The sequence below is a fragment of the Rheinheimera sp. WS51 genome, from assembly GCF_050936095.1.
GTDB lineage: Bacteria > Pseudomonadota > Gammaproteobacteria > Enterobacterales > Alteromonadaceae > Alishewanella.
The window spans coordinates 216,862-230,977 of sequence record NZ_JBOTRC010000004.1 but is presented as its reverse complement, the minus strand read 5'-3'; the positions used below and the strand labels follow the sequence as shown (position 1 = coordinate 230,977).

Here is a 14,116-nt window from a genome sequence, read left to right as displayed (position 1 = left end):
TTCACATAATGACAATTAGACGATTAGTAGCAGCGATGTTACTTGCAACAGCAAGTGGCTCGGTGCTCGCGGAAGAAAGTTTTACAGTTCAAGATATTCAGGTTGAAGGCTTACAACGTGTAGCTTTAGGTGCAGCATTAAATAATCTGCCTTTTAACGTTGGTGATACGGTGACTGAATATAGCCTATCGCGAAGCCTCCGTACTTTGTACGCAGCAGGCCATTTTGATGATGTCAAAGTGTACCGTGATGGCAATACGGTTATTTATCGTTTACGTGAGCGACCTACAATTAATTTAATAGAGTTTGATGGCAATAAAGATATTAAAGATGATCAGCTCATTGAAAGTTTATCTGGTAATCGGGTTGAAGTCGGAGAGCCATTAGATAAGACCATTTTATCTAATATCGAAAATGGCTTAACTGAATTCTATCATGGTGTTGGTAAGTATCAGGCCACAGTGAATATAGATGTGATCTATTTACCCCGGAATAGAGTTAATTTAAAAGTTAAATTCTCTGAGGGTGATGCCGCTTCTGTTCGTCAGATTAATATTGTCGGTAATAAATTATTTTCCAATGATGAATTACTAAAAAATATTGAATCAAAGCAAGATTTACCTTGGTGGCGCTTTATGTCATCGGATCGTTACCAAAAACAAACACTGCAAGGTGATATTGAGAAAATAACTAGCTACTATTTAGATCGTGGCTATCTTCGTTTTAGGCTTGATTCCTCTCAAGTATCTGTTAGCCCTGATAAAACTTCAGTTTATGTGACATTAAATATTACTGAAGGTGAGCAATATACCGTCAACGGTGTTAGGTTTGTTGGTGATTTAATTGGTAAAGATGAGTTTATAAAATCCATTTTACCGATAGAAGAGGGCCAACTTTATAACGGTGCTTTAGTAACCTATACTGAGGAGAGTATCGCTAAGTTATTGGCGCGATTTGGTTATGCAAATTCAAAAGTAAGAACTATTCCCAATATCAATGATGAAACAAAAGAAGTTGAGTTAACTATTAGTGTCGATCCAGGAAAACGTGTTTATGTGCGTCGTATCGATGTATTTGGTAATGGCAACACTCAAGATGAAGTTATTCGCCGAGAGCTGCGTCAGTTGGAAGGAGCTTGGTTATCGAATGATTTATTGGAGCTATCCAAGCAACGAATCCAACGTTTAAGTTATATTGAATCGGTAGACTTTTCGACGACCCCAGTGCTAGGGATAGATGATCAAGTTGATATTAGCTTTACAGTCAAAGAGCAGCCTTCAGGGAGTTTTAATGCAGGGGTTTCTTATGGTAACTATATGGGATTATCTTTTGAATTAGGCGTGCAGCAAGCAAATTTCCTCGGAACAGGTAACTCTGCTGGAATCAGTTTGCAAACAAATCAATTTCAAAAATCGTTAAGCGTGAGCTATACCGATCCCTATTTTACTTTGGACGGCGTAAGTTTAGGCGGTCAGGTTTTCTACAGTGAATTAGATTACAGTAAACGTTCTAGTCGCTTAGAAGCTTACAATTCTGAGCGATACGGTTTTGGGGCTAACGTTGGGTACCCAATTAATGAATATAACCGAATAAATTTTGGTGCTAACTATGTTGTTAATAAAATAAATAGTATTACCGAGTATGACCAATTAAGGCATTTTCGTGCTGTTGTTTTAGAACCTAATAATCCAGAAAGTGGTTATAACTTTACTAACTATGAATTATCTGCCGGTTGGGTGCAAAGCACATTAAATCGCGGCTTATTTCCAACTGCAGGTCATTATTTTGGTTTTAATGTTAAAGTAACTACACCAAATTCTGATTTACAATTTTACAAAGCGAATTTTGAAGCGCGAAAGTATTTCCCGTTAAGTCAAGATCATGCGTGGTCATTTTTAAGTAAGCTAGAACTAGGTTATGGCAATGGTTATGGTGATAAAAATGGTTATGATTACACCTTGCCGTTTACTGAGAATTTCTATGCTGGGGGCCAGAATATACGTGGTTTTGAAAGCCGCATTATAGGACCTCATGCGATTGTTCGAAGAACATCTTCTGTACCTGGGATCCCAACGGTTAATCCTGGCAGTAATTTTATCGGCGATTTATCTAGCGATAGATATGAAGTTTCAGAACGATCGTTTGGTGGTAATGCGTTAGCCATTTTAACAATGGAATTAATCACACCAACACCATTCTTAAGTGATGATTATCGTAACTCAGTTAGAACTAGCCTCTTTATGGATGCTGGTAATGTGTGGGATACTGAGTTTGATATTCATCGTTATGATGATTTAAGTGTTGATTATACTTATTCTATATCGCAACCTGCGTTAGTTGATTATTCTGATCCTAGTTTAATTAGGGCATCTGCGGGGGTGTCAGTGCAGTGGATTTCACCAATGGGACCGTTGACATTTAGTTTGGCTAAAGTAATCAAAAAGCACGAAGGTGATAAACAAGAAAACTTTAGTTTTAATATTGGCACAACTTTTTAAGTACAATAATAAAATTTAATTTTAAGTATAAATAGGGAAACATGATGATTAATAAAAATATATTCAAAACAGCAATGGTTTTAGTAACAGGGCTATTGATGACCGCAACAGTTGCTGCAAAAGAAATGAAAATTGGCTACGTTGATGTTCAAGCGGTAGCAAGTCAGTTGCCACAAGCTACAGCAATGCAGAAAACTATCCGCTCTGAATTTGGCTCGCGCATGGAAGCGGTAGAGAAATTACAAAAAGATATTGGTTTCAATATCGAAAAGCTTCGCCGTGATGGACCAACCATGAGTCAACAACAGCAAGATGATTTAAAAGAAACTGTAAATAAGCAGCGTCAACAATATGAGCAACTAGCAGGTCCATTACAAGAAGACCTGCGTGCACGTCAAACTGAAGAGCGTAATAAATTATTAGGCTTAATTCAAAGTGCTATTGAAGAAGTGGCAGCGCGTGATAAGTATGACTTAATATTAAATGCAAGCGCGGCTTTATACGCTAAGCCTGAATACGATATTACCAGTTCAGTAACCAGCGTTGCGAGCAAGAAATAATAATGACAGGCTACACTTTAAACTCAATAGCCGAGATGTTAAACGCTCGGCTAATGGGTGATTGCACAGATAAAATTTTATCAATTGCCACGTTAGAAAATGCGAATCGCGGCCAGATTAGTTTTTTATCTAACATTAAATACCGTAAATACCTATCTGAAACCAACGCATCTGCGGTGATAGTAACTGAAGAGGTTTTACCTTTTGTGGCACCAGGCGTTGCAGCATTGGTTGTTACCGATCCGTATATTGCTTTTGCCAAAATAGCTCAAGTTTTAGATAACACGCCTAATGCTGCAGTTAATATTCACCCATCTGCTGTTATCGATCCTTTGGCTAAGGTTGCCGAAGATGTGTCAGTGGGTGCTAACGCAGTCATTGCCGCGGGGGCCACTTTGGCATCAGGCGTACAAATTGGGGCAGGGTGTTTTATTGGTCAAGATGCTAAAATTGCTAGCAATACCAAAATATGGCCCAATGTAACAATTTATCATCGGGTTGAGATAGGTGAAGACTGTATTATTCATAGCGGTGCTGTAATTGGTGCCGACGGTTTTGGTTTTGCTAATGAAAAGGGTAATTGGCTGAAAATACCTCAAGTTGGTAGTGTTGTTATTGGTAATCAGTGTGAAATTGGTGCTAATACGACTATCGATAGAGGTGCAATTGAAAATACACTTATTGGTAATAATGTTATTATTGATAACCTATGTCAGATTGCCCACAACGTTAATATTGGCGATCATACCGCTATTGCCGGTGCAACTGTGGTTGCAGGTAGTACATCTATAGGCCGTTACTGTATTATTGGCGGTGCTGCTGTTATTAATGGTCATATTACTATTTGTGATGGCGCTCATGTTTCTGGTATGGCAATGGTTATGAAGCCTATATCAGAAAAAGGTGTTTATTCATCAGGTATTCCTGCGGTTGCCAATCGTGAATGGCGTAAGAATACAGCTAAGTTGCGGCAAATTGACCAGCTTTATCAACGCGTGAAAACATTAGAGTCACAGTTTAAAACTCAGCTAGATCCAGAAAATGCTGACACTACTACAGAGGAATAGCTTTGGCTAATCAATTAAACAGTTTGCAGATCCAGGAAATAATGGCTTTATTGCCACACCGTTATCCTTTTTTACTGATAGACCGTGTGCTTGATTATACTCCTGGTGAAAGCTTAACCGCCATTAAGAATGTGTCAATTAATGAACCTATTTTTACTGGTCACTTTCCTAACATGCCTATTTTTCCAGGAGTATTAATTCTTGAGGCACTAGCGCAAGCAACGGGTATTTTAGGTTTTAAAACTGTTACTGAACGTGCAGAAAATGAACTTTACTTATTTGCAGCTATTGATGAAGCTAGATTTAAAAAGCCTGTCGTGCCGGGTGATCAGATGGTATTAGAAGTGAAGTTTTTAAAAGAGCGTCGCAATATCTGGAAATTTTACGGTGAAGCTAAAGTCGATGGCCAAGTAGTTTGCTCGGCTGAATTAATGTGTGCCAGAAGAGAATTATAACGTGATCCATCCATCAGCAGTAATTGAGTCCAGTGCCGTTATTGGTAAAAATGTCACTGTCGGTCCTTTTAGTTATATTGGTCATAATGTCACTTTAGGTGATGATTGTATAGTTGAGTCTCATGTAGCTATTAAAGGTCCTAGTACCTTTGGTCGTGGCAATCATTTTTTTCAATTTGCCAGCATAGGCGAAGCTTGCCAAGATAAAAAATATCGCGGTGAAGATACGCAATTATTGGTGGGTGACTATAATGTGTTTCGAGAGGGCTGTTCGGTTCATCGTGGCACGGTTCAAGATCAAGGTAAAACCATTATAGGTAGTCATAATTTATTTATGAATACTACCCATGTAGCCCATGACTGTGTTATTGGTGATAATGTGATTTTTGCTAGCGGCGCTCAAGCTGCAGGGCATGTTCATATTGGTGATTGGGCTATTTTAGGTGGCATGACTGGGGTGCACCAGTTTGTTCATATTGGCTCCCATAGTTTTTGTGGTGGCGGCTCTATTGTTCTTAAAGATGTTCCCCCTTATGTTATGGTACACGGTGCTCCTTGTGTTCCAGGTGGCATTAATACTGAGGGATTAAAACGTCGAGGCTATAGTAGTGAAGCACTATTAGAAATACGCCGTGCTTACAAAGAAGTTTATCGTAAAAATCAAACTACTGCTGAAGCCTTAGCTGCGTTGGCAGATAAAGCTGCGCAATTCCCTGAGCTTAAAGTTTTTACTGACTTTATTGCTAATGCTAGCCGTGGCATAGTGCGCTAAGCATCAGGCAACCTCGCAAATTTACAGCCTGATTTTGCATTAGAGTACACCACATTAACCTGCTGTGTGCTCTTGTTCCCTTACTTGAAAAATTAATCTAGATTTCGTTTTTAATTAATTTGCTTTAATTTGTCTTAACTATAAACTCAGCATCATTTTTTGTCGGTGCTAATATCTTTGTAGACTCTACTTTGTAAATGCAGGGTGTCTTAGCATGTTGAAACCGAAGTTAGCACCTCATCAGCTTATTCATCAGGATAAGGCATTAGATCCTAGTTTACTGGGTGTTATGTGTTGGAATAGCCAAAAGTTAACAATGACAGCTGCATTTCAGCACTGTTTAAGCCAGTTATTAACGCAGTATCCAACCCAATTATTATTATTACAAGAAGCGAAGTTGGCTATTAGCAATAGTTTACCGCTCGGTGGTTGGTCATATGCAATTTCGCCTAATATGCAAACGGCCAATCATTTATTTGGAGTGCTCACTGCAGGTGAATGTGCTTTTAGTTATATTGACACTGTGCTTAGCCGAGGCAGAGAACTCAGTTTTGCGACACATAAAAGTCAAATGATTACTGAACATCCGCTCACTACCGGTCAGAAACTATTAGTTGTTAATGTTCATGCGGTTAATTTTGTTCGTCATGGTCAGTTTCAACAGGAAATACTGATATTACGGCAAATATTGCTACAACATCAGGGCCCATTAATTGTTGCTGGTGATTTTAATATTTGGAGCCGTTCGCGCCGTTTGTATTTAGCACAATTTTGTCGTGCAATGGGACTAAAAAAAGTGGCTATGGAAGATGCTCATCATATTAAAAGTTTCCGCCGCCAACCTTTAGATTTTATCTTATATCGCGATCTTAAATTGCGCTCGGCTATTGCTATTAATACAGCCGCTGTCTCTGATCATAATCCAATTTATAGCCAGTTCTATATATAATTAAATTTCCAAGCCAGTGCTAAAGCGGGTAACATTGAGCAGATAAACTTGGTGAAAACTTGTCGCTATATTTAAGTGCAAAGAGCAATTAATGACTAATGAAAAAGAGAATATAATTAAAATAGCTATTATTGTTGGCGAGCATTCCGGCGATATTTTAGGGGCAGATCTAATTCAAGCATGTTTAAAGCGTTATCCTAATGCCCAGTTTTATGGCATTGGTGGCCCGCGCATGCAAGCTTTGGGTTTTACCGCTTTATTTGATATGGAAGAGCTAGCGGTAATGGGCATTGTTGAAGTTTTAGGCCGTTTGCCACGTTTGCTAAAAGTCAAAAAAGAGATTGTTAGTGCATTACTAGCTGATAAGCCCGATGTGTTTGTAGGAATTGATGCACCAGACTTCAATTTACCAGTAGAGCTTAAATTAAAACAAGCTGGCATTAAAACTGTGCATTATGTCAGTCCTTCAGTGTGGGCATGGCGACACAAGCGAATTTTTAAAATAGCCGCAGCAACCGATATGGTGTTGTCATTATTGCCTTTTGAAAAAGAGTTCTATGATAAATACCAAGTGCCATGTACCTTTGTCGGCCATACCATGGCGGATAGCATTCCTTTACAGGTCAATAAAGTAGAAGCAAAACAAGCTTTAGAATTAAATAGCGCAGAAAATGTATTAGCTATTATGCCAGGTAGTCGAAGTAATGAGATTAAACTACTGGCAGCCGATTTTTTACAAGCGGCGGCAACGCTTAAGCAACAACAACCTAGTTTACAGCTTATTTGTAATATGGTGACGAAAGAAAAGGCCGAGCAATTTGCGCAAATTAAACAACAAGTCGCACCAGATCTAACCGTACAGGTATTTATTGGCCAAGCACGAGAGGTGCTATTGGCCTCTGATGCTACCTTCATTACTTCTGGCACCGCGACATTAGAAGCGATGCTAGCTAAATGTTTAATGGTGGTCAGCTATAAAGCCAATTGGTTAACCTATCAAATAGGTAGCCGTTTAGTGAAACTGGCACATTTTAGCTTACCCAATTTATTAGCTGGTCGTGGTATGGTTGCGGAGTTATTACAACATCAAGTAACACCGGCAGCATTAGTAGAAAAAATGCAGCCTTTACTTAGTTCAGATCGCACACCGCTATTAGCGGAATATACCGCTATTCATCAAACAATTAAATGCGATGCAAGCCAGCAAGCAGCAACAGCAATTTTTAAGGTAATTAATCAGGATGCAGTATCAAAGGCCTAATATAGCGTTAATTTGTGGCGTAGATGAAGTGGGGCGGGGCCCGTTAATTGGTGCTGTGGTAACAGCGGCAGTTATTCTTGATCCGTCTAAGCCCATTGCCGGTTTAACTGACTCAAAAAAACTGTCTGAAAAAAAACGCTTATTACTGGCTGAGCAAATAAAACAAAATGCTTTAGCTTGGGCTTTGGGCCGGGCTGAAGTAGCTGAAATTGACCAGCTAAACATTCTGCATGCCACTATGCTTGCTATGCGAAGAGCTGTAGCGGCGTTACCCATTGTGCCTAATTGGATATTGGTTGACGGTAATCGCACACCTGACTTTGGTATTAGTGCTTCAGCTATAGTTAAAGGTGATGGGTTGGTGCCTGAAATCAGCGCGGCTTCTATTTTGGCTAAAGTAGCACGAGATAACGAAATGTATGCATTAGATCAAGCCTATCCGCAGTATGGGTTCGCTGCGCATAAAGGCTACCCTACGGCTGCGCATTTGGCTGCAATAGCACAGTACGGTGTGTTAGAGCAACATAGGAGTAGTTTTAAGCCGGTACGCTTAGTATTGGAGCAGCAAGACTAATGGCAGAACCCAGTTTTATTCATTTACGTGTCCATAGTGACTTTTCATTAGTTGATGGTGTTGCCAAAGTAAAGCCGATCATTAAAGCGGCAAGCCAATTAAAAATGCCAGCAATTGCGCTAACTGATCAAATGAACTTTTGTGGCTTAGTACGCTACTACAGTACGGCTCACGATGCGGGTATTAAACCTATTATTGGTGTCGATTGTTGGGTGCAGCATCCGGCATTTGGCACTGAGACCAGCCGTTTATTGCTATTGGCCGCTGATAACACGGGTTATCAAAACCTATGTAATATTATTTCTAAAGCCTATTTACGAGGCCATGTTGCTGGCAAGCCGCAGATCGATCATCAATGGTTAGCAGAGCATGCCAGTGGCGTTATTGTGTTATCAGGTGGCAAAGATGGTGCCTTAGGTAAGGCCCTCATTAAGCAGAATCAGCCTTTAGTCAATGAGCTGGTGGCGTATTACCAACAGTATTTCCCCGATCGTTTTTATCTAGAACTCTGTCGCACCGGCAGGCCTGATGAAGAGCTCTATATTCAACAAGCCGTAGCATTAGCTGAACAGCATCAATTGCCTGTAGTGGCTACCAACGAAGTGGTGTTTTTAAAGCGCGAAGACTTTGCTGCCCATGAAATTAGGGTCGCCATTCATGACAGCTTTACCCTAGATGATAAACGACGACCTAAGCTTTATTCTGAACAGCAATATTTGCGCACTGAACAAGAAATGCAGCATTTATTTGCAGACTTGCCAGAAGCACTAGAAAACTCAGTAGAAATAGCCAAACGCTGCAATGTCACTATTCGCTTGGGTGAATACTTTTTACCGGCATTTCCAACAGGCGGAATGTCTGACGCAGATTTCTTGGTTATGAAGTCTAAAGAGGGTTTAGAGCAGCGCTTACTAACCTTATTTCCTGATGAAAATATACGAGCACAACAGCGACCCAGCTACGACGAGCGGTTACAAATTGAATTAGATGTTATTAACCAAATGGGCTTTCCAGGCTACTTCTTGGTTGTAATGGAATTTATTCAATGGAGTAAAGATCATGATATTCCTGTTGGCCCCGGTCGAGGCTCTGGTGCCGGCTCTTTAGTTGCCTATGCCTTAAAAATAACGGACTTGGATCCACTTGAGTTTGACTTATTATTTGAACGATTTTTAAACCCAGAGCGGGTATCTATGCCTGACTTTGACGTCGACTTTTGCATGGACCGGCGGGATGAGGTGATAGAGCACGTTGCTGATATGTATGGCCGTGAAGCCGTATCGCAAATTATCACCTTTGGCACTATGGCCGCTAAGGCTGTTATCCGCGATGTGGGACGGGTGCTTGGGCATCCCTATGGCTTTGTAGAGCGGATATCTAAACTTATCCCTATGACGCCAGGTATGACACTAGAACAGGCTTTTAAAGAAGAGCCAAGGTTACCCGAGCTATATGCCCAAGATGAAGAAGTCAAAGATCTCATCGATATGGCTAGGCAACTAGAAGGCGTCACTCGTAATGCCGGTAAACACGCCGGCGGTGTTGTAATAGCGCCGACTAAAATTACTGACTTTTCTCCACTGTATTGCGATGAGCATGGTAATAACCCTGTTACGCAATTTGATAAAAATGATGTGGAATACGCCGGCTTAGTGAAATTTGACTTCTTAGGCTTGCGTACCCTCACTATTTTGCAATGGGCTGTGAATATGGCTAATGCTCGCTTAGCCAAAGAAGGCAAGCAGCCAATTGATATTAACCATATTCCATTGGTTGATAAAGCTAGCTTTGATTTATTGCAAAGAGCAGATACAACCGCCGTGTTTCAGCTTGAATCACGGGGTATGAAAGACTTAATTCGCCGCTTAAAGCCAGACTGCTTTGAAGATATGATAGCGCTAGTGGCGTTATTTAGACCCGGGCCACTGCAATCGGGCATGGTAGATAACTTTATTGACCGTAAGCGTGGTCGAGAAGCCATTTCTTATCCGGATGAAACTTGGCAGCACGAGTCGCTTAAACCCATATTAGAGCCGACTTACGGTATTATTTTATACCAAGAGCAAGTAATGCAGATTGCTCAGGTGTTATCTGGCTACTCATTAGGTGGTGCTGATCTACTTCGCCGTGCTATGGGTAAAAAGAAACCCGAGGAAATGGCCAAACAGCGTGATACCTTCCAAGAGGGCGCGGCTAAAAACGGTATTGATCCTGAACTTGCTATTAAAATTTTCGACTTGGTAGAAAAGTTTGCCGGTTATGGTTTTAATAAGTCGCACTCTGCAGCTTATGCACTAGTGTCGTATCAAACACTATGGATGAAAACCCATTTCCCAGCAGAGTTTATGGCAGCCGTAATGTCTGCTGATATGGACAACACCGATAAAATAGTTACTTTAGTCGATGAGTGCGAGCGAATGAAGCTAACGCTTATTCCGCCTGATGTGAATGCTGGAGTACAAAAGTTCACCGTTAACGAACAAGGCCATATTGTTTACGGTATAGGGGCGATAAAAGGCGTAGGTGAAGGACCAATTGACGCCATTATAGCTGCGCGAGAGCAGCACGGCGCCTTTACTGATTTATTTGATTTTTGCACTAAGGTTGATTTGAAAAAAATTGGCAAACGTGTGATGGAAAAGCTTATTTTAGCTGGCGCTATGGATAAACTTGGCCCACACAGAGCCGCCTTATCGGCAACCTTAGAGCAAGCTATGAAGGCCGCTGAGCAGCATGCGAAAGCGCAAGCCGTAGGCCAAGATGACTTATTTGGTTTATTAAGCCCCGAAGCTGACGATAGCACTAGCTCTTTTGTACAAGTTGCGCCTTGGCCTGATGAAATTTGGCTAGAAGGCGAGCGTGAAGCCTTAGGGCTATACTTAACCGGACATCCGATTAATCGTTATCTAGACGAATTACCTCGCTATGCAAGTTGTCGTCTAAATGAGCTAGAGCCGACTCGAAAAGATCAATCAGTACAAGTGGTTGGCTTAGTGGTCTCAGTGCGGATAATGGTTAATAAAAAAGGACGGCGTTGGGCAATTGTTACCTTAGATGATAAATCAGCTCGGTTAGATGTGCGTTTCTTTCCTGATATGTTAGAAAATTTTGAACAATTGCTGCAAAAAGACCTTATTTTAGTGATAACTGGACAGGTCAGCTTTGATGATTTTAATGGTGGCCTTACAATGACCGGTCGCGATGTCAGTGAAATTACGCAAGTACGAGAAAAGTCTCTGCGTTGTATAAATATCACTGTACAATCGGCACAGATAGACCACAATTATCTGCAGCAATTACAGCAGGTACTCAGTGAATATAAAGCAGGTACCGTACCGGTAAATATCCGGTATCAGCGCCAAGAAGGCGAAGTAATGTTACAATTAGGTACCCCGTGGTGGGTAACCCCTGCCGACGCTTTGTTGCATCAGTTAAAACAATTGGCAACAATAGAACTGGAATTTAATTAATTAGGTAGTGACTGTCGATGATGCTGAATTATTTGGAGTTTGAGCAACCCATTGCTGAACTTGAAGCAAAAATAGACGAATTGCGTAACGTAAGTCGCAATGGCGATTACGATTTGGGCTTAGAAGAAGAGATTAATAAGTTAAAAGAAAAAAGCCTAACGTTAACCAAAAAAGTATTTGCTGATTTAGGTGCATGGCAAGTTGCGCAATTAGCGCGCCATCCTCTAAGACCTTATACTTTAGATTATATCAAGCATATCTTTACCGATTTTGATGACTTAGCTGGTGATCGTGCTTTTGCCAATGATCACGCCATTATTGGCGGAACTGCGCGTTTAGACGGTAAACCGGTAATGATTATTGGCCATCAAAAAGGTCGTAATACCAAAGAGAAAATAAAACGTAATTTTGGTATGCCTCGACCTGAAGGTTACCGTAAAGCTTTACGGTTAATGGAAATGGCAGAGCGCTTTAAAATGCCAATCATCACTTTTATCGATACGCCAGGTGCTTACCCAGGTATAGGCGCTGAAGAGCGTGGCCAATCTGAAGCTATTGCGCGTAATCTAAAAGTGATGGCGGGTCTAAAAGTGCCGGTGGTATGTACAGTCGTTGGTGAAGGCGGCTCTGGTGGCGCATTAGCTATAGGGGTTGGCGATAAAGTTAACATGCTGCAATACAGTACTTATTCGGTTATTTCACCAGAGGGTTGTGCATCTATATTATGGAAAAGCGCCGAGAAAGCACCATTAGCAGCTGATGCCATGGGGATTACTGCAGAGCGTATTAAAGAGTTAAAGTTAATTGATGAAGTCGTTGCTGAGCCTTTAGGTGGTGCACACCGTTCACCTGAGCAAATGGCTAAAAATCTAAAGAAAGTATTATTACAAGACTTAGCTTCATTAAATGGCTTGACTCACGAAGAGTTGTTAGAGCGTCGTTATAAACGTTTAATGTCTTATGGTTACTGCTAAAAGCATACAAACGCACTTGCTAAGCTAAAGACTAAGTCGCTACACTACTTATTAAGCTAGTACTCTTGTACTGGCTTTTTTATTATTTAGCCGTGGCATAATTTATACTTAATGCCGCAGAATTTAGCATTCATTTATTAGATTAGTGATAACCATAACGCCATGAGCACAGTGACCCCAGCGCTTTTTTTACAACATTGTTCGCTACAAGCTGATCAGCATCTTGTCTTAGGGTTAAGCGGTGGCCTAGATTCAATGGTACTTCTAGACTTATTAGCCAAAGTGCAGCCAGAGTGCGGTTTTAGCCTCGAAGCGGTTTATATTAATCATGGGTTTAGTGTTAATGCGGTTACTTGGTCAGAATTTTGTCAGCAACAATGTGCTCAGCGTCAGGTTAAATTTAGCGCTGTTAGTTTAGACATTACTGGTCGGCATAACTTAGAGGCAAGAGCACGGGCCGCGCGTTACCAGGCTTTTGCGCAGTTTATTAGCACTAAGCAGCATAGTTTATTAACCGCCCATCATGCCGACGATCAGATAGAAACCTTGTTATTGGCCTTAAAGCGCGGAGCTGGACCTGCTGGTTTAAGCGGTATTGCTGCAGTAAAATCTTTTGCTGCAGGCTTTATAAAGCGGCCTTTATTAAGTTTTAGCCAAGCGCAATTGCAGCAATACGCCGCTGACAATAAGCTTGAGTGGGTAGAAGATGAAAGTAATGCTGATACTCAGTTTGAACGTAATTTTGTCCGCCATCAAATTACACCAGTGCTGCAGCAACGCTGGCCACATTTTGCAAAGACAGCGAGTCGGAGTATGCAGCTATTAGCTAATATGCAGCAGTTAGCGGATCATTATACCGAACAATTTTATCAGCAAGTTGTGGCGGATGAGTGTTTATTGCTTGATAAGTTAGCAGAGCATATTCCATTGCAACAAGACTTACTGATCCGTCGTTGGTTAGCTGACACTAAGCTCAATCCCTCAGTGCAATGGCTAGACACCTTATATCAAACGGTGATCCATGCGCGAGTAGATAGCAGCCCTAAGCTGATGCTAGCCGGTTATCAGGTGCGGCGATTCGCTAATAAACTTTATAAAGTTGCACCAGTAGCAGTAGATAAACCAACTGTTAAGTTAAACTGGCATATGAATTGTGATTTGTCGTTATCTGCTGATTTAGGCCATTTAAGCTTTATTGATAAAGCTAGCTCTGAGTGCTTACCTTTAGCCGTAGAAGCTGGTTATATTGTTTTTGGTCAGTTAAATTTAGCATTTAAACCCGCAGGCGCATTACAGCATAAACCGTTAAAACAGTGGTTTAAACTATGGCAAGTGCCGCCTTGGCAGCGACTACGAATTCCTTTAGTGTTAGATAATAAACAGCAACTTATCGCAGTGGCAGGTTATGCAGCAGCTGTAACAGATGAGCAGGCGCTTGGTTGGTTTCGATGGTATCCAGCTGATTTAACACAATAGATATTTATCACTTTAATTCGTAAACAATAGCTATGCAGCAAGGCAAACTGCTCTGACTAA

General features: G+C 41.0%; 11 protein-coding genes. All 11 read left to right on the top strand.

Features of this window, described 5'->3' with window-relative positions:
• Positions 1-8: 8 nt before the first annotated feature.
• A complete protein-coding gene (bamA, locus tag ACRCA4_RS07935; protein ID WP_433186591.1) occupies positions 9-2,498 on the top strand; it encodes an outer membrane protein assembly factor BamA in 2,490 nt (829 codons plus the stop codon).
• A gap of 41 nt (positions 2,499-2,539) precedes the next feature.
• Complete coding sequence (locus ACRCA4_RS07930; protein ID WP_433186588.1) at positions 2,540-3,058, top strand: OmpH family outer membrane protein; 519 nt, start codon at positions 2,540-2,542, stop codon at positions 3,056-3,058.
• Between the two features lie 2 nt (positions 3,059-3,060).
• Positions 3,061-4,125, top strand: coding sequence for a UDP-3-O-(3-hydroxymyristoyl)glucosamine N-acyltransferase (gene lpxD / locus ACRCA4_RS07925; protein ID WP_433186586.1), 1,065 nt, complete (start codon positions 3,061-3,063; stop codon positions 4,123-4,125).
• A gap of 2 nt (positions 4,126-4,127) precedes the next feature.
• Positions 4,128-4,580 (top strand): 3-hydroxyacyl-ACP dehydratase FabZ, encoded by a 453-nt coding sequence (gene fabZ, locus ACRCA4_RS07920; RefSeq protein WP_433186583.1) that lies wholly within the window; start codon positions 4,128-4,130, stop codon positions 4,578-4,580.
• Position 4,581: 1 nt separating this feature from the next.
• Positions 4,582-5,352: an acyl-ACP--UDP-N-acetylglucosamine O-acyltransferase gene (lpxA, locus tag ACRCA4_RS07915; protein WP_433186580.1), complete on the top strand. Its 771-nt coding sequence runs from the start codon at positions 4,582-4,584 to the stop codon at positions 5,350-5,352.
• 214 nt (positions 5,353-5,566) lie between these two features.
• On the top strand, positions 5,567-6,301 hold the full coding sequence (locus tag ACRCA4_RS07910) for an endonuclease/exonuclease/phosphatase family protein (protein ID WP_433186578.1): 735 nt from the start codon (positions 5,567-5,569) through the stop codon (positions 6,299-6,301).
• A gap of 91 nt (positions 6,302-6,392) precedes the next feature.
• Positions 6,393-7,562: a lipid-A-disaccharide synthase gene (gene lpxB / locus ACRCA4_RS07905; protein ID WP_433186575.1), complete on the top strand. Its 1,170-nt coding sequence runs from the start codon at positions 6,393-6,395 to the stop codon at positions 7,560-7,562.
• Complete coding sequence (gene rnhB / locus ACRCA4_RS07900; protein ID WP_433186572.1) at positions 7,543-8,136, top strand: ribonuclease HII; 594 nt, start codon at positions 7,543-7,545, stop codon at positions 8,134-8,136. Before lpxB ends, rnhB begins: the two co-directional genes overlap by 20 nt.
• Entirely contained in the window at positions 8,136-11,606 is a 3,471-nt protein-coding gene (gene dnaE / locus ACRCA4_RS07895) for a DNA polymerase III subunit alpha (RefSeq protein ID WP_433186570.1), read from the top strand. The genes rnhB and dnaE overlap by 1 nt, the downstream gene beginning before the upstream one ends.
• Positions 11,607-11,623: 17 nt before the next feature.
• On the top strand, positions 11,624-12,580 hold the full coding sequence (gene accA, locus ACRCA4_RS07890) for an acetyl-CoA carboxylase carboxyl transferase subunit alpha (protein WP_433186567.1): 957 nt from the start codon (positions 11,624-11,626) through the stop codon (positions 12,578-12,580).
• Positions 12,581-12,751: 171 nt separating this feature from the next.
• Entirely contained in the window at positions 12,752-14,056 is a 1,305-nt protein-coding gene (tilS, locus tag ACRCA4_RS07885; RefSeq protein WP_433186564.1) for a tRNA lysidine(34) synthetase TilS, read from the top strand.
• The last annotated feature ends 60 nt before the right edge of the window (positions 14,057-14,116 follow it).

What these genes read in the sequence shown, in the direction of transcription:
- lpxD (WP_433186586.1), top strand. Translation starts at nt 3,061, where the DNA reads ATGACAGGCTACACTTTAAACTCAATAGCCGAGATGTTAAACGCTCGG.
- rnhB (WP_433186572.1), top strand. Translation starts at nt 7,543, where the DNA reads ATGCAGTATCAAAGGCCTAATATAGCGTTAATTTGTGGCGTAGATGAA.
- lpxB (WP_433186575.1), top strand. Translation starts at nt 6,393, where the DNA reads ATGACTAATGAAAAAGAGAATATAATTAAAATAGCTATTATTGTTGGC.
- dnaE (WP_433186570.1), top strand. Translation starts at nt 8,136, where the DNA reads ATGGCAGAACCCAGTTTTATTCATTTACGTGTCCATAGTGACTTTTCA.
- ACRCA4_RS07930 (WP_433186588.1), top strand. Translation starts at nt 2,540, where the DNA reads ATGATGATTAATAAAAATATATTCAAAACAGCAATGGTTTTAGTAACA.
- accA (WP_433186567.1), top strand. Translation starts at nt 11,624, where the DNA reads ATGATGCTGAATTATTTGGAGTTTGAGCAACCCATTGCTGAACTTGAA.
- ACRCA4_RS07910 (WP_433186578.1), top strand. Translation starts at nt 5,567, where the DNA reads ATGTTGAAACCGAAGTTAGCACCTCATCAGCTTATTCATCAGGATAAG.
- bamA (WP_433186591.1), top strand. Translation starts at nt 9, where the DNA reads ATGACAATTAGACGATTAGTAGCAGCGATGTTACTTGCAACAGCAAGT.